The organism is Mycobacterium sp. 852002-51971_SCH5477799-a (assembly GCF_001667145.1).
Taxonomy (GTDB): Bacteria; Actinomycetota; Actinomycetes; order Mycobacteriales; family Mycobacteriaceae; genus Mycobacterium.
In genome coordinates, this window is the sequence record NZ_LZIF01000053.1 from 1 (window position 1) to 15,201 (window position 15,201).

Genomic DNA, 15,201 nt, shown 5'->3' on the forward strand with positions numbered 1-15,201 from the left:
GTCCGGAGCCGGGGGCAGCGGAGCGTCCGGGTTCGGCGGAGCGTCCGGAGCCGGCGGCAGTGGGGCGTCCGGGGCGGGGCCGGCGGCCGGCGCGTTCGGGTCGAAGCCCGCCGGCACCTCGTCCGCGTGAGCGGTGGCCGACGGGATGGTCACGAGCGTGCCCGTGACCGCGGCAAGAATGAGCGTCTTTCGGACGTTCTTCAAGAATCTTCCTTTCGCGGTGCGCGCGCGCCAAAGCAAGCCCACGGATGTGGGCTGAAGCTGTCTGGTTATTGCCTGCTTTGAAACGTGCCGTCTGGGTCAGGCACGGCAGCGGCGGGCCAAGTCTGCCCGGCGGGTGTTACCCACCGGCCACGGTCGGGCTCTCGCCGTCCGTGGCGCCGCTCACACGCGGGTCCGTGGATTCAATTATCTGATTACTCTTCCGTAACCCGTTGTGGGCTAACACGGACCGTAGAGAACCTCGGCGCGTTCGTCATCTTGACGAAACGGATATCTCGTTTCGGTAACGGGTCGATCACGCCGCGGCACCGACACCATTTAGGCAGGTCATTGCAGCGTTTTCCGAATCAACGCGCGACCGGATCAGCCAAACAAATGGTGAGCCGAATCACCTGCATTTTGTGAGCTGGCGCACGTTTATTTGCAGCAGTGCGAGCCGATTCGCCAGCGTTTCAACGGATCCGAAGCCAGAGAGGTTGCGCAGGATATCGCAAGTTCTGCTCACCTAAAGACTTCCAAGCGAAGGCCGCGCACAAGAAGATCGAGGGGCATCGACTTAATTTGTGCGCCAGCGGGATTCGACACATATCCCAGTGGACGGGCCGGAATACGGCGCGTGTAATGTGTTGACCATCAACATTTTTCAGTCAACCATGCGCTCCTGCAAGATGTTTCAACCACATTGACCGAGTCGGCTTCCTTCACGGGCCGGCGCGGCAGCGCCAAACTCCGTGTGACCGTTAGCCGCGTGGACGAACGCGCTCACCGCAACCAGATTTTGCTAAAAATGCCGGCAATCTTCGGCGGAGTTGGACTGCAAGGCAAGCGCCAGATCGATGATGATCTGGTGAGCGCTTCAAATCACCACCGCCGCAACAGATCACGGCTAGCCACTGGCGGGGGTTAGCCTAGCTCGAGGCCACCTCGCCATAGTGGAATTAGGGCTACGTGAAGAGCCCTTCAGCTCCGCGACTGCGCCAGGGCGAGCAGGTCGCTCTCCGTATTGACGTTGGCCAGAAAGCGCGATTCCGGCAACACGATCTGCTGCGCATCCGAGGCATCGATCAAGGCGCGCATCGAGCGGGCACCGCCGGCCACCAGGCCGTCGATCCGCTCGGCCAGATCGGTGCGGTACACCGCGGCCAGGTAGTGGCTGCGACCATCCCACGGCAGCACGATCTCGGCGTTGGTCTCCGTGGCCAGACGCACCAGGTCGTCGATCAATTCCGCCGACAGAAGCGGCATGTCGACCGCGCAGACGAAGGCGTGCCGGGCGCCCGCCTCCGCGGCCGCCCGCAGCCCCCGTCCGGTCGCCGGCAGCGGCCCCTGGCCGCGCACTTCGTCGCGAATGACTTTCGCCTGCACGGCCGGCAACGGCTGCCCCGGCGCGGCCACCACGAAAACCGGCTCGCAACGCTGCGCGAGCACCCCGGCGACGTATTCGAGGAGCGTGGCGGCACCCCCAGGGCCGGGCAAGGTTGCCTTGTCGCGGCCCATGCGCCGCGATTCACCGCCGGCCAGCACTACCCCTGCTAGCGACACGGCCCGTTCCGCTGTGCCGAGTACCTGGTCGCCCACGTCAGTCGACGGTCCAGGTGTCGCGTCCGCGCAACAGCGATTGCAGCGCCGCGGAGTCGGACGGCTTCGCCGACTGGGCCGCCTGGACCTGCGAGCGCGCCGCGTCGTCGTAGGTGGGCCGGCTGATGTTGCGGAAGATGCCCAGCACGGTGTGTTCGAGGTTCTGGTCCGACAACCGCGACAGGGCGAAGGCGTAGGCCGAGTTGTCGCTGTGCGCGTCGTGCACCACGATCTCGTCGACCGACACGTCGGCCGTCTTGGCCACCTCCAGACCGAAGCCCGACTTCACGACGCAGTATTCGCCGTTGGCGCCGAACACGATTGGCTCGCCTTGGCGGACGTTGATGACCCGCTCCTCGGCGCCTTCCTTGCGTAGTGCGTCGAACGAGCCGTCGTTGAAGATTGGGCAGTCCTGCAGGATCTCGACCACGGCGGCACCCCGGTGCCCCGCGGCGGCGCGCAGCACCTCGGTCAGTCCGTTGCGGTCGGAGTCCAGCGCGCGGCCGACGAAGGTCGCCTCGGCGCCCAGGGCCAACGACACCGGGTTGAACGGATGATCCAGCGATCCCATCGGGGTCGACTTGGTGATCTTGCCGACCTCCGAGGTCGGCGAGTACTGACCCTTGGTCAGGCCGTAGATCCGGTTGTTGAACAGCAGGATGGTGATGTTGACGTTGCGGCGCAGCGCGTGGATCAGGTGGTTACCCCCGATCGACAAGGCGTCGCCGTCACCGGTGACCACCCACACCGAGAGGTCCTCGCGGGCCAGCGCCAAACCGGTGGCGATGGCCGGCGCGCGGCCGTGGATCGAGTGGAAACCGTAGGTCTCGAGGTAATACGGGAAGCGGCTCGAGCAGCCGATGCCGCTGATGAACACGATGTTCTCGCGGCGCAGCCCGAGGTCGGGCAAGAAGTTGCGGATGGTGTTGAGGATGACGTAGTCCCCGCAGCCCGGGCACCAACGGACCTCCTGGTCACTGGTGAAGTCCTTGGACTTCTGCGGCTGGTCCTCAGCAGCCAACGTGGGGACCCCGTCGTTTTTGGTCAACTTCGGGATCACACCGAGGTCTTTGCCCGCCAAGTTGCCGATCACGTTAGTCACGAGCGTCGCCCCTCCTCATCGCTTCGCTCTACGTTGTTGCCCGCCAAGGCCATTGAGCTCATGCGCCGGCTCCAACCGTTGCTGCCGCCATCCTGGCGACCATGGTCTTGTCGTTCTCGACTTCGGCCAGCGTCCCGCCCAGCGCGGCACGGATGACGCGGCCGATCTCGTCGGCCAGGAAGGCGACTCCCTGCACTTTGCTGACCGATTGCACGTCCACCAGGTACTTGCCCCGCAGCAGGAACGCCAGCTGACCCAGGTTCATTTCCGGCGCGACCACCTGCGGGTAGCGCCGCAGCACCTCACCCAGGTTGGCCGGGAAGGGGTTGAGGTAACGCAAGTGGGCGTGCGCCACCTTGATGCCCTTACGCCGCGCGCGCCGGCAGGCTTCGCCGATCGGACCGTAGGAGCTGCCCCAGCCGATCAGTAGGAGCTCGGCGTCGCCGGTCGGATCGTCAACTTCCAGATCGGGGACGGAGATCCCGTCGATCTTGGCTTGCCGCAACCGCACCATGAGATCGTGGTTGACCGGCTCGTAAGAGATGTTGCCCGAGCCGTTCGCCGCTTCCAGGCCGCCGATACGGTGCTCGAGCCCGGGCGTGCCGGGAACGGCGAACTGCCGGGCCAGCGTCTCCGGGTCACGCGCGTAAGGCTGGAACGGCTCGTCGGGCTTGGCGAAGGTGTGCGTGATGCTCGGCAGCGTGCTGACATCCGGAATGCGCCACGGCTCCGACCCATTGGCGATCGCGCCGTCGGACAACACGATCACCGGGGTGTGGTAGGACACCGCGATGCGCGCCGCCTCGAGTGCGGTCTCGAAGCAATCCGAGGGTGAGCGGGGGGCCAGCACCGCAACGGGTGACTCGCCGTTGCGGCCGAACAGCGCCTGCAACAGGTCGGCCTGTTCGGTCTTGGTGGGCAACCCGGTCGAGGGGCCGCCGCGCTGCACGTCGACGACCAGCAACGGCAACTCGGTCATCACGGCCAGCCCAAGGGCTTCGGACTTCAGCGAGATGCCCGGGCCGGAGGTGGTGGTCACGCCCAGCGCACCGCCGTACGAGGCGCCGATCGCCGCGCAGATTCCACCGATCTCGTCCTCGGCCTGGAAGGTGATGACGTTGAAGTTCTTGTGCTTGGACAGCTCGTGCAGGATGTCGGACGCCGGCGTGATCGGGTAGCTGCCGAGCATGACCGGGATGTCTGCCAGCTGGCCGGCCGCCACGATGCCGTACGCCAGCGCGGTGTTGCCCGAGATCTGGCGATATTCGCCCGACGGCAGGGTCGCGCGGGACACCTCATAGGTAGTGCCGAAAGCCTCGGTGGTTTCGCCGTAGTTCCAGCCCGCCTTCAGCGCCAGCACGTTGGTCTCGGCGACGTCGGGTTTGCGGGCGAACTTCTCTCGAATGAACTTTTCGCTGGTTTCGATGGGCCGTCCGTACATCCACGACAAGAGACCCAGCGCGAACATGTTCTTGGCGCGCTGGCCGTCCTTCTTGGTGGCGCTGATCGTCTCGACGGCCCCGAGCGTCAGCGTGGTCATCGCGACGGAATGCACCACGTAGTCCGACAACTCGTCGGTCTCGAGCGGGTTGGTTATGTAGCCCACCTTGGTCAGGTTGCGCTTGGTGAATTCGTCGGAGTTCGCGATCACCATTCCACCGCGGGGCAGGTCACCGATATTGGCTTTGAGCGCAGCGGGATTCATCGCGACGAGAACGTCGGGCCGGTCGCCGGCGGTCAGGATGTCATAATCGGCGATCTGAATCTGGAAGGACGAGACGCCAGGCAGCGTGCCTGCAGGGGCACGGATCTCGGCGGGGTAGTTGGGCTGGGTCGCCAGGTCGTTGCCGAAAAGCGCTGCCTCGGATGTGAACCGGTCTCCGGTGAGCTGCATGCCGTCGCCGGAGTCCCCGGCGAAGCGAATGACGACTTGTTCGAGGCGCTGACGGGCAGATCCGTTGGGAGAAGCCCCATGTGAGTCTGATGCGGCTCCGCTGCCGTTCGGATCCACGTCTTTGCCCTCCACTTTGCTCATCGGACAGACACTCCGCCGACGTTCCAGGTTACGCGCCTTCGAAGCGGCATCAGCCCACTAGCGCTTTATGTCACTGCCGGTATCAATTATGGCATTTTCTTGAGGGTTGTATGGCCGTCCCTTATGCATGTCACGGCGCCATTTTGTCGGCAAAACCCGAAGTCAGCCGGAGCTACTGACGAGTACGAACCAAACTGTGTTGTTGGTCACGTCTTGCGCGTTAACTACTGTCGCCCATACCGTGCCGGCCTCCGGCTGCCGCGAGTCCGGCGCCGGATTTTGTCGCCGCCGTTTCCGGCATCGCGACCAGATACAGCACGAAGCCAGCCGCCGCGAGGGCACCCAGGAAGACGAACGCGGCGTTGTAGCCGGCCGCGACCACGATCGAGCCCGCCACCAGGTTCGATACCGCGGCGCCGGTGCCGGTCGCGGCGGTTATCGCCCCCAAGCTGATGTTGAACCGACCGCTTCCGTGCGTCACATCCTGCACAACCAGGGGAAACAGAGCGCCGAACACGCCGGCTCCGACGCCGTCGAGCAGTTGTACGCTCACCAGCCAGTAGGAGTTGTCCGAGCACGTGTAGAGGAATCCACGCGCGGCCAGGACCGCGAATCCGGCCAGAAAGATCGGCTTTCGTCCCCACGAATCGGCTTTGGCTCCCGCCAGGTAGGCCACCGGCACCATGACGACCTGCGCCGCCACGATGCAGCCAGCCATCAGGGCGGTTCCGACGTCTTTGTTGTGCAGCGCCAGGCGCTGACCGACCAGCGGCAACATGGCCGCATTGGCGAAGTGGAACGCGACGACCGTCACGGCGAAGATCATCAGCCGCCGATTGCCCAGCAACTCGGTGAGCCGGGACGGAGTTTGGTGCGGCTCCCCGGCAACATGGTCCATCCCGCGGGCTACGTCGTGATCGATCGCCTCCCCCGGAATCCACAGTGCCGCAACAATGCTGGCGGCCGCCATGGTGGCCAGCACCCAAAACACCACGACCGGGCCGAAAACATAGGCCAGGCCGCCGGTGATCGCTGCGGCGCAGGCGTTCCCGGCGTGGTTGAACGACTCGTTGCGTCCGATCCGCCGGGAGAATCGACGGGAGCCGACCAGCCCCAGGGTGATGGCGGCCAGTGCGGGAGCGAAAACCGACCCGGCGATCCCGGTGAGTGCCTGCAGTACCGAGATCGAATAGAACCCGGGAAACAAGGGCATCGCCAACGACGCCGCGGTGATCGTCAGCGCCCCGCCGATGATCAGCGCCCGCTTGGCGGTGCTCCTGTCCACCAAGGCACCGGCCGGACCTTGCGCGACGATCGCCCCGATGCCGCCGACCGCCATGACGAAGCCGATGGACTGCTGATCCCAATGATGGGTCAGCAGCAAATAGATCGACAGGTACGGGCCCAAGCCGTCGCGGACGTCGGCCACCAGAAAATTCAGCAGGTCCAGCCCGTGCGCAAGACGCCTGGGCACGGCGTCGCTCGGACTTACGGTGCGCTTCAGGGTCTAGTTAGGCGCTCTTGTCCCGACGTTCCGAACGGGACGGCTTGCGCGGCACGATCGTCGGCAACACGTTGTCCTGGACGGTCTCCTTGGTCACCACAACCTTGGCGACGTCGTCGCGGCTCGGGATGTCGTACATCACCGGCAGCAAGACCTCTTCCATGATTGCGCGCAGGCCGCGGGCCCCGGTGCCGCGGTGGATGGCCTGGTCGGCGATGGCCTCCAGCGCGTCGTCGGTGAACTCGAGCTCGACATTGTCCATCTCGAAGAGCCGGGTGTACTGCTTGACCAACGCGTTCTTCGGCTCGGACAGGATCTTGACCAACGACTCGCGGTCCAGGTTGGTGACCGATGCGACCACCGGCAGCCGGCCGATGAACTCGGGGATCAGACCGAACTTGATCAGGTCTTCGGGCATCACGTCGGCGAAGTGATCGGTGGTGTCGATCTCGGCCTTGGAGCGCACCTCGGCGCCGAAGCCCAGGCCGCGCTTGCCGACGCGCTCGTAGATGATCTTCTCCAGTCCCGCGAAGGCCCCGGCGACGATGAACAGCACGTTCGTCGTGTCGATCTGGATGAACTCTTGGTGTGGGTGCTTGCGACCACCCTGCGGGGGAACCGAGGCCTGGGTGCCTTCCAGGATCTTCAGCAGGGCCTGCTGGACGCCTTCTCCGGAGACGTCGCGGGTGATCGACGGGTTCTCGCTCTTGCGGGCGATCTTGTCGACCTCGTCGATGTAGATGATGCCGGTCTCGGCGCGCTTGACGTCATAGTCGGCGGCCTGGATCAGCTTGAGCAAGATGTTCTCGACATCCTCACCGACGTAGCCCGCTTCGGTCAGGGCGGTGGCGTCGGCGATGGCGAACGGGACGTTGAGCATCTTGGCGAGCGTTTGGGCCAGGTAGGTCTTGCCGCAACCGGTCGGTCCGAGCATCAAGATGTTGGACTTGGTCAGCTCCACCGGCTCGTGCCGCGAGTCCCGGCCCTTTTCACCGGCCTGAATCCGCTTGTAGTGGTTGTAGACGGCCACGGCCAGCGTCCGCTTGGCGGTGTCCTGCCCGATGACGTATCCCTCGAGGAATTCCCGGATCTCGATCGGCTTGGGAAGTTCATCAAGCTTCACGTCGTCGGCGTCGGCGAGCTCCTCTTCGATGATCTCGTTGCAGAGATCGATGCATTCGTCGCAGATGTACACGCCGGGGCCAGCGATGAGCTTTTTGACCTGCTTCTGGCTCTTCCCGCAGAACGAGCACTTCAGCAGGTCACCGCCGTCTCCGATGCGCGCCATGGTGCTGAGGGCCTACTTCCTGTTCGCCGTTGGTCTTGCCTGTGCCCGGATGTATTTACCGACGCTACCCGTTTGATCGAGCCCGACGCGACCATAAGGGCCGAATCGCGTCGGTGGTATTCATGTATGTCCGTATGGATGAAACATATAGCCAGACGGTGCCCGTAACTCGCGAAAGACGCGCTTTGCGTGTCTTTGGCGTGTCGCGGTCGTAACACGGCCGAGGCCGACCGGCCTACGGCCTTGCTTCCGGTGGAGGTGCCAACCCGACGCCAAATGTTCACGCGAGGCCTGGGCGGCCCCCCAAGAAATCACCCTACAGTGGCGACGTGGGTTTGGCTGTGGGCTTCGAATGGCCCAGCGGATCCGTGCTGCTCGACGGCGGCCTGGCCACCGAGCTCGAAGCGCGCGGCCATGACCTTTCTGACCCGTTGTGGTCGGCAAGGCTGCTCGCGGACGCCCCGCAGGACATCGCCGCCGTGCATGCCGCCTACTTTCGCGCCGGGGCCGCGATCGCGACGACGGCCAGCTACCAGGCGTCGTTCGAGGGATTCGGGGCCCACGGGTTCGATCGGCAGGAGACCGCCGCGCTGCTGCGCCGCAGCGTCGCGCTGACCAAGCAGGCGAAAGACGAAGCCGGCGTCGACGGCCTGCTGGTGGCCGCCTCGATCGGCCCGTACGGCGCGGCGCGCGCGGACGGGTCGGAATATTGCGGACGTTACGGCCTGTCGGTTGCGGCCCTGGCGCGATGGCACCGGCCACGGTTGGAGATCCTTGCCGACGCGGGCGCGGACGTGCTCGCGTGCGAAACCGTGCCCGACGCCGACGAAGCGCAGGCCCTCGTCGAGCTGGTGCGCTCGGTCGGGAGGCCGGCTTGGCTGAGCTACACCGTCGACGGCGACCGGACCCGGGCTGGGCAACCGCTGGCCGACGCATTCGCGGTGGCGGCCGGCGTCGATGAGGTCGTCGCGATCGGGGTGAACTGCTGTGCGCCCGACGACGTGTTGCCTGCCATTTCGACCGCAGCGGCCGTCGGGAAACCCGTCATCGTCTACCCGAACAGCGGCGAGCGCTGGGACGCGTTGCGGCACAGCTGGATCGGCCCGTCACGGTTCGGCGCGGACCTGGCCGCGCAATGGATCGCGGCCGGCGCCCGCATCGTCGGCGGATGCTGCCGGGTAGGACCCGGCGATATCGCCGTGATTCGCCGAGTGTGCAGTCAGGGCGAAAAATCGGGCGAAGATTCGCCGTGAGTGCACTTTCGGCGAACGGTCAGGCGGTCTGCGCCGAGAGCTTCCGGTACTCGAGCACGGTGTCGATGATCCCGTAATCCTTGGCCTCTTCGGCGGTCAGGATCTTGTCCCGGTCGGTGTCCTTGCGGACCGTCGCGGCGTCCTTGCCGGTGTGGCGGGCCAGCGTGGTCTCCATCAGCGTGCGCATCCGCTCGATCTCGGCGGCCTGGATCTCCAGATCGGAGAACTGCCCCTGGATCACCCCCTGCAGCGACGGCTGGTGGATGAGCACCCGAGCGTTGGGCAGCGCCATGCGCTTGCCCGGCGTCCCGGCGGCCAGCAGCACCGCCGCGGCCGAGGCGGCCTGACCGAGGCAGACCGTCTGGATGTCGGCGCGGACGTACTGCATGGTGTCGTAGATCGCCATCAGCGAGGTGAACCCGCCACCGGGCGAGTTGATGTACATGGTGATGTCGCGGTCCGGGTCCAGCGACTCGAGCACCAGCAGCTGCGCCATGATGTCGTTCGCCGAGGCGTCGTCGACCTGGACACCGAGGAAGATGATGCGTTCCTCGAACAGCTTGTTGTAGGGATTGGACTCCTTGATCCCGAAGCTGGAGTGCTCGATGAACGACGGCAGGATGTAGCGCGCCTGGGGTTGGGTGTCGGGGTTCATCGGGCTTCTCCATTGGTGATGTGGGCGGCGCGGGTGATGATGTGGTCGACGAAGCCGTATTCGAGGGCTTCCTGCGCGGTGAACCAGCGGTCGCGGTCGGAGTCGGCCTCGATGCGTTCGATCGACTGCCCGGTGAATTCGGCGTTGAGCCGGAACATCTCCTTTTTGATGACGTGGAACTGCTCGGCCTGGATGGCGATGTCGGCCGCGCTACCGGTCACCCCGCCCAGCGGCTGGTGCATCAGGATGCGGGCGTGCGGCAACGCGTACCGCTTGCCCTTGGTGCCGGCGGCCAACAAGAACTCGCCCATCGAGGCGGCCATGCCCATCGCGTAGGTGGCGATGTCACACGGCGCCAGCACCATGGTGTCGTAGATCGCCATACCGGCGCTGATCGATCCGCCCGGTGAATTGATGTACAGCGAAATGTCCTTGGTGGCGTCCTCGGCGGCGAGCAGCAGAATCTGCGCGCACAGCCGATTGGCGATTTCGTCGCTCACCTCTGAACCCAGGAAGATGATGCGCTCGGACAGCAAGCGCTCATAGACCGAGTCCGTGAGGTTGAGACCCTGCGAGTTCGAACGCATGTCAGTCACGACTGGGTTACCTGCTTTCTCAAGATCTGTATTCACGACACTAGCCAACCGAGTCCGCTGTTTCGCGGCCACGCACCCCACGTTCGCTCACAGCTTCATGGCGCGGTCACTCCCCGGCGCCGGGCTCTTCGGGCTCATCGGCCTCAGCTTCGCCAACCGCCTCGGCCTCGTCGGCCTCCGAGCCCCTGCCGAAGAACTCACTGGTGTCGATGGCGTTTCCGGCGGTATCGGTAACGGTCGCTGCCCGGATCACCTCGGCGATGGCCAGCGTCCGGCGCACATCGGCGAACATGGCCGGCAGCTGGTTGTTCTCCTGGAGGTAGGCCAACAGCTGCTGGGGCTCGATGCCGTATTGCCGCGAGGTAGCCACCAGGCGCTCGGTCAGGTCGTCCTGGCCAACCTGGACCTGTAGCTCGTCGGCCAGGGCGTCCAGCAGCAGCTGGCGTTTGACGTCCGTCTCGGCGGCGGTGCGCGTCTCGGTCTCGAATTCTTCACGCGACTTGCCCTGCTGGGCCAGCACCTCTTCGAGCTTGGATTCGTCGTGGTCAAGGCTGTGCAGGGCATCGTGCAGGGCGCTATCGACCTGGGCCTTGACGATCGCCTCCGGGAGCGGCACGTCGACCTGCTCGAGCAGTGCGTCGAGGGCGGCCTCCCGAATGTTTTCGGCCTGCTGAGCACGCTTGGTGCGACCGACCTGCTCGCGCAGGTTGGCCTTCAGCTCCTCGATGGTGTCGAACTCGCTCGCCAGTTGCGCGAACTCGTCGTCCGGCTCGGGCAGCTCACGTTCCTTGATCGACTTGACCGTGACGGTCACCTGCGCGTCCTTGCCCGCGTGCTCGCCGGTCGCCAGCTGCGCGGTGAACTCCTTGGGTTCGTCGACCGACAAACCGATCAGGGCCTCGTCCAGGCCCGCGATGAGCCGGCCCGAGCCGACCTCGTGGGACAGGCCTTCGGCGGCGGCGCCCGGGATCTCTTCGCCGTCGATGGTGGCCGACAGGTCGATCGAGACGAAATCACCGTCGGCGACGGGTCGGTCAACACCGGTCAACGTGCCGAATCGGGCACGCAGAGACTGCAGTTCGGCGTCCACGTCGTCGTCGCTGACCTCGATCGGGTCCACCGAGACCTTGAGCTCGCCGGGGTCCGGCAGGGTGAGCTGGGGGCGCACGTCGACCTCGGCTGTGAAGGCTAGCTCCTCGCCGTACTCCTTTTTGGTGACCTCGATCTCGGGCTGGCCCAGCGGGTGCACCTCCGACTCGGCGACGGCCTGCCCGTACCGCGCGGGCAGCGCCTCATTGACAACCTGATCGAGCATCGCCTCGCGCCCGAACCTCGCCTCCAGCAACTTCGCCGGCGCCTTGCCCGGCCGGAAGCCAGGCAGTCGCACCTGCCGGGCCAGCTCCTTGTACGCGCGCTGGAAGTCGGGTTCGAGTTCGGAGAAGGGAACCTCCACGTTGATGCGCACCCGGGTGGGGCTCAACTGCTCGACGGTGCTCTTCACGGGTGTGCTCCTCAATGCTCGTTCGTTACTCGTCATTGCCGCCGGTGAGTCCTGCTCAGGGCACCGGGCCGGTCGTGCTGGTCGGGGTGACAGGATTTGAACCTGCGGCCTTCCGCTCCCAAAGCGGATGCGCTACCAAGCTGCGCTACACCCCGCGCTGACCTCGATGATCCTAAGGCCCCTCAACACCGGGTTGGCCACGGGCTTCGCTGCGACGTCGCAGACCTCACGGAGCGATCACAAAACCGAGTCGATTAGATTTGATCTTTGTCGCCAGCTACAGTCACGCTCGACTGAATACATGCGGGCGTAGCTCAATGGTAGAGCCCTAGTCTTCCAAACTAGCTACGCGGGTTCGATTCCCGTCGCCCGCTCGGGCTAACTATCTGCTCGATAGAAAGGCGCCATGAGCGACCTGTTGACCGACGCGTCTATCCATGGCTCATGCGCCTCGGAGTTCGTCGGCGTTCGCGACGCGTTCGAGCGCAATTTCACCCACGGCGATGAAGTCGGCGCGGCCGTCGCCGTGTGGGTCGACGGGACTCTGGTCGTCGATCTGTGGGGTGGCTGGGCCGACGCGGCCCGTACCCGGCCCTGGCAGCAGAACACCCTGACCACCGTGCTGTCGGGCACCAAGGGCCTCTCGGCCACCTGCGTGCACCAACTCGCCGACCGCGGGGAGCTGGACCTGCACGCTCCCGTCGCGCACTACTGGCCCGAGTTCGCCCAGGCGGGCAAACAGGACATCACGTTGGCGATGGTGATGAGCCACCGATCCGGGGTGATCGGCCCGCGCACCCGGCTGCGGTGGGAACAGGTAGCCGACTGGGACTACGTCTGCGAACAACTGGCCGCCGCCGAGCCGTGGTGGAAGCCGGACACCGCGCAGGGCTACCACATGACCACCTTCGGTTTCATCACGGGCGAGGTGTTCCGTCGAGTCACGGGCCGCACCATCGGCCAATACCTGCGTACCGAGATCGCCGAACCCTTAGGCGCCGACGTCCATATCGGGTTGCCGTTGAGCGAGCAACACCGCTGTGCCGAGCGGGTCAACAAACCGCACGCCCGCGATCTGCTGGCCGACGCGAAGGCCCCCGACTACCCGACCAGCCTGGCCGAGCACCCCAAGGCGGGACTGTCCATCTCCATGGGGTTCGCCCCCGATGACGAACTCGGCTCGCACGATCTGAATCTGTGGCGTGAACTCGAGTTCCCGGGCACTAACGGGCAGGTGTCGGCGCTGGGACTGGCGACGTTCTACAACGCGCTCGCGCAGGAGAAGCTGCTCAGTCGCGAGCACATGGATCTGGTGCGGGTGTGCCGGGGCGGGCAGGACACCGATCTGGTGCTGGGACCGCGGGTCGCCGACCACGGCTGGGGGTTGGGTTACATGCTCAATCAGCGGTGCGTCAACGGGCCCAACCCCCGGATCTTCGGCCACGGCGGACTGGGCGGCTCGTTCGGATTCGTCGACTTAGAGCACCGCATCGGCTACGCGTATGTGGCCAATCACTTCGACCCGACCAAGGCCAACGCCGACCCCCGCAGCCTGGTTTTGTCCAACGAGGTCTACTCCGCGCTCGGAGTTATCTAGAACTGAACGCAAACGCGCCCTGCCTGGCAGGGCGCGTTTGGTTTGCGTGAGTTTTTTGGATCAGGGGTGCCAGCCGGGAGGCGGCGGCCCGCCCGGGCCCCACTGTCCGGGGCCACCCGGGCCCCACTGACCGGGGCCACCCGGGCCCCACTGACCGGGGCCGCCCGGGCCCCACTGACCGCCTGGGTGGTCGCGGTCCCAATCGGGATTACCCGGTCCCCAGCCCTCGTGGCGCCAGTCGTGGCAGTTGTTCCAGTCCCAGTTGTTGCCCCAGCCCGGGTCCCACCACTCACCCGGACACCATTGCGGGAAGGGTCCGGGGTGAGCCTGCGCCTCAGTTGCGACGCCCAAGCCCGCCAAGCCCAGCCCGCCGATCGCGACGGCCGTAGCGGCCAAACGTGGAAGAGTTTTCACACGGGTAGGTCTACCCGCATCGATGCTTTGGCTAAACAATCGGCGCCAGTGTTTCGAGCTGAGACTTTCATGCCAATCCGCTTTGCGCCCTGCCGGTCGGTCCGGTTCCCTCACTGTTGGCATGTCGGGCACCAGAAGACGTTTCGGCCCTCCAGCACCGTCGTGCGGATCGGGTCGCCCGACACGCGGCAGGGTTCGCCGGTGCGCCGATAGACGTAGGTGCGGGGCCGATCGGGCCGATACGACGGCGCGCCGTGGTCGTGTTCGGGCCGCACCACGATGATCTTGCCCCGGCGCAGTCCGACCTTCATCAGCGCGACCAGATCGGTCCAGGCCGCGTCGAACTCGTCCTCGCCGACGTCGCGGCCGGGCCGGAACGGGTCGATCTGGTGACGGAACAGTAACTCGCTGCGATAGACGTTGCCCACGCCGGCCATCACCGTCTGATCCATCAGCAGCGCGCCAATGGGCCTGCGGGACTTGGCAATCCGCTTCCACGCCCAGGATGGATCGGCGTCGCTGCGCAGCGGGTCGGGGCCAAGCCTGGCTAGCACGGAGCTGACCTGGCCTTCGTCGATGACTTCGCACACCGTCGGGCCGCGCAAGTCGGTACTGTGGCCGGCGCCGATCATGCGCATCCGCACCTGCCCGACTGCCTCGGGCAACAACCCGTCGCCGGGCCGTTCCCATTCCGTGAAAGCCCCGTAGAGCCCGAGATGCACGTGCACGATCGGGCCGCCGGTGTAGTGGTGGAACAGGTGTTTGCCCCACGCGCTGGTGCGCCACAGCACGCGGCCGTCGACCATGGCGGCCGCGTCAGCGAAGCGGCCCTGTGGGCTGGAAACCGCGACGGGGGCGCCGGCGTAACGGCGTTGGTGCAGCCGGGCCAGCCGGTGCAGGGTATGCCCTTCGGGCACGCGCAGACCTTTCCGGCGTCAACCCACCGCGCCGGGCACCGGCGGAGCTTGGTGGGTGCGTTCGTATTCGGCGAGGATGTCGATACGCCGTTGGTGGCGTTCGGCTTTCGACCACGGTGTGGTCAAGAACGCATCGACGATGGCCAGCGCCTCGGCCACGGTGTGCATGCGACCGCCGATGCCGATCAGTTGGGCGTTGTTGTGTTCCCGGGCCAGGGTCGCCGTTTCGACGCTCCAGGCCAGCGCGCAACGGGCGCCGGGGACCTTGTTGGCGGCGATCTGCTCGCCGTTGCCCGACCCGCCCAGCACAATGCCCAGGCTGTCCGGGTCGGCCACCGTGCGTGTCGCGGCGGCGATACAGAAGGCCGGGTAGTCGTCGTCGGCGTCGTAGCTGAAGGCGCCGCAATCGATCGGCTCGTGCCCGGATTTTTTGAGGTGGTCGGTGATCTGCTGCTTGAGCTCGAATCCGGCGTGGTCAGAACCGAGGTAGACGCGCATGCCCGCAATACTTACACAGCCACCCGCCGAGTCGGTGGCGG

General features: G+C 65.8%; 13 protein-coding genes, 2 tRNA genes and 1 pseudogene. 3 read left to right on the forward strand and 13 right to left on the reverse strand.

Features of this window, described 5'->3' with window-relative positions; genetic code table 11:
- The 6 genes and pseudogenes from A5753_RS23650 to clpX form a co-directional block, all read right to left on the reverse strand.
- A pseudogene (locus A5753_RS23650) lies at positions 1-204 on the reverse strand (resuscitation-promoting factor rpfE); the annotation flags it as partial.
- A 978-nt stretch (positions 205-1,182) separates the two neighbouring features.
- Positions 1,183-1,800, reverse strand: coding sequence for a molybdenum cofactor guanylyltransferase (gene mobA / locus A5753_RS06295; RefSeq protein ID WP_197694605.1), 618 nt, complete (start codon positions 1,798-1,800; stop codon positions 1,183-1,185).
- A 1-nt stretch (position 1,801) separates the two neighbouring features.
- On the reverse strand, positions 1,802-2,902 hold the full coding sequence (locus A5753_RS06300) for a 2-oxoacid:ferredoxin oxidoreductase subunit beta (protein WP_067124546.1): 1,101 nt from the start codon (positions 2,900-2,902) through the stop codon (positions 1,802-1,804).
- 58 nt (positions 2,903-2,960) lie between these two features.
- Positions 2,961-4,913 carry a 2-oxoacid:acceptor oxidoreductase subunit alpha gene (locus A5753_RS06305; RefSeq protein ID WP_156655975.1) on the reverse strand — a complete coding sequence of 651 codons (1,953 nt, stop codon included), beginning with the start codon at positions 4,911-4,913 and terminating at the stop codon, positions 2,961-2,963.
- A gap of 244 nt (positions 4,914-5,157) precedes the next feature.
- Entirely contained in the window at positions 5,158-6,441 is a 1,284-nt protein-coding gene (locus tag A5753_RS06310) for an MFS transporter (RefSeq protein ID WP_067124549.1), read from the reverse strand.
- A gap of 7 nt (positions 6,442-6,448) precedes the next feature.
- Positions 6,449-7,729, reverse strand: a complete 1,281-nt coding sequence (clpX, locus tag A5753_RS06315) for an ATP-dependent Clp protease ATP-binding subunit ClpX (protein ID WP_067124554.1) — start codon at positions 7,727-7,729, stop codon at positions 6,449-6,451.
- 368 nt (positions 7,730-8,097) lie between these two features.
- On the opposite strand from clpX, the gene mmuM reads away from it, so the two are divergent.
- Positions 8,098-8,982: a homocysteine S-methyltransferase gene (gene mmuM, locus A5753_RS06320; protein ID WP_067124683.1), complete on the forward strand. Its 885-nt coding sequence runs from the start codon at positions 8,098-8,100 to the stop codon at positions 8,980-8,982.
- A 19-nt stretch (positions 8,983-9,001) separates the two neighbouring features.
- Here mmuM and clpP2 read toward each other — a convergent pair whose 3' ends face one another.
- The 4 genes from clpP2 to A5753_RS06340 all read right to left on the reverse strand — a co-directional run bounded on the left by clpP2 (position 9,002) and on the right by A5753_RS06340 (position 11,889).
- Positions 9,002-9,637, reverse strand: coding sequence for an ATP-dependent CLP protease proteolytic subunit ClpP2 (gene clpP2 / locus A5753_RS06325; RefSeq protein WP_067124557.1), 636 nt, complete (start codon positions 9,635-9,637; stop codon positions 9,002-9,004).
- Positions 9,634-10,224 (reverse strand): ATP-dependent CLP protease proteolytic subunit ClpP1, encoded by a 591-nt coding sequence (gene clpP1 / locus A5753_RS06330; RefSeq protein WP_067124560.1) that lies wholly within the window; start codon positions 10,222-10,224, stop codon positions 9,634-9,636. Before clpP1 ends, clpP2 begins: the two co-directional genes overlap by 4 nt.
- Positions 10,225-10,339: 115 nt before the next feature.
- Positions 10,340-11,734: a trigger factor gene (tig, locus tag A5753_RS06335; protein WP_067124563.1), complete on the reverse strand. Its 1,395-nt coding sequence runs from the start codon at positions 11,732-11,734 to the stop codon at positions 10,340-10,342.
- Between the two features lie 78 nt (positions 11,735-11,812).
- Positions 11,813-11,889, reverse strand: a tRNA-Pro gene (locus tag A5753_RS06340).
- A 148-nt stretch (positions 11,890-12,037) separates the two neighbouring features.
- Between A5753_RS06340 and A5753_RS06345 the strand changes: the two genes are divergently transcribed.
- A tRNA-Gly gene (locus A5753_RS06345) sits at positions 12,038-12,108 on the forward strand.
- A 32-nt stretch (positions 12,109-12,140) separates the two neighbouring features.
- Complete coding sequence (locus A5753_RS06350; protein ID WP_067124566.1) at positions 12,141-13,331, forward strand: serine hydrolase domain-containing protein; 1,191 nt, start codon at positions 12,141-12,143, stop codon at positions 13,329-13,331.
- Between the two features lie 60 nt (positions 13,332-13,391).
- On the opposite strand, the gene A5753_RS23655 is transcribed toward A5753_RS06350, so the two are convergent.
- The 3 genes from A5753_RS23655 to A5753_RS06360 all read right to left on the reverse strand — a co-directional run bounded on the left by A5753_RS23655 (position 13,392) and on the right by A5753_RS06360 (position 15,160).
- On the reverse strand, positions 13,392-13,727 hold the full coding sequence (locus A5753_RS23655) for a hypothetical protein (protein ID WP_156655970.1): 336 nt from the start codon (positions 13,725-13,727) through the stop codon (positions 13,392-13,394).
- Between the two features lie 128 nt (positions 13,728-13,855).
- A complete protein-coding gene (locus tag A5753_RS06355; RefSeq protein WP_067124569.1) occupies positions 13,856-14,662 on the reverse strand; it encodes an Fpg/Nei family DNA glycosylase in 807 nt (268 codons plus the stop codon).
- Positions 14,663-14,680: 18 nt separating this feature from the next.
- Positions 14,681-15,160, reverse strand: coding sequence for a ribose-5-phosphate isomerase (locus A5753_RS06360; RefSeq protein ID WP_067124572.1), 480 nt, complete (start codon positions 15,158-15,160; stop codon positions 14,681-14,683).
- Between the last annotated feature and the right edge of the window lie 41 nt (positions 15,161-15,201).

Bases quoted from the DNA above. Each gene is read 5' to 3' on its own strand.
- clpX (WP_067124554.1), bottom strand. From the start codon at position 7,729: ATGGCGCGCATCGGAGACGGCGGTGACCTGCTGAAGTGCTCGTTCTGC.
- clpP2 (WP_067124557.1), bottom strand. From the start codon at position 9,637: ATGAACCCCGACACCCAACCCCAGGCGCGCTACATCCTGCCGTCGTTC.
- clpP1 (WP_067124560.1), bottom strand. From the start codon at position 10,224: ATGCGTTCGAACTCGCAGGGTCTCAACCTCACGGACTCGGTCTATGAG.
- A5753_RS06350 (WP_067124566.1), top strand. From the start codon at position 12,141: ATGAGCGACCTGTTGACCGACGCGTCTATCCATGGCTCATGCGCCTCG.
- A5753_RS06360 (WP_067124572.1), bottom strand. From the start codon at position 15,160: ATGCGCGTCTACCTCGGTTCTGACCACGCCGGATTCGAGCTCAAGCAG.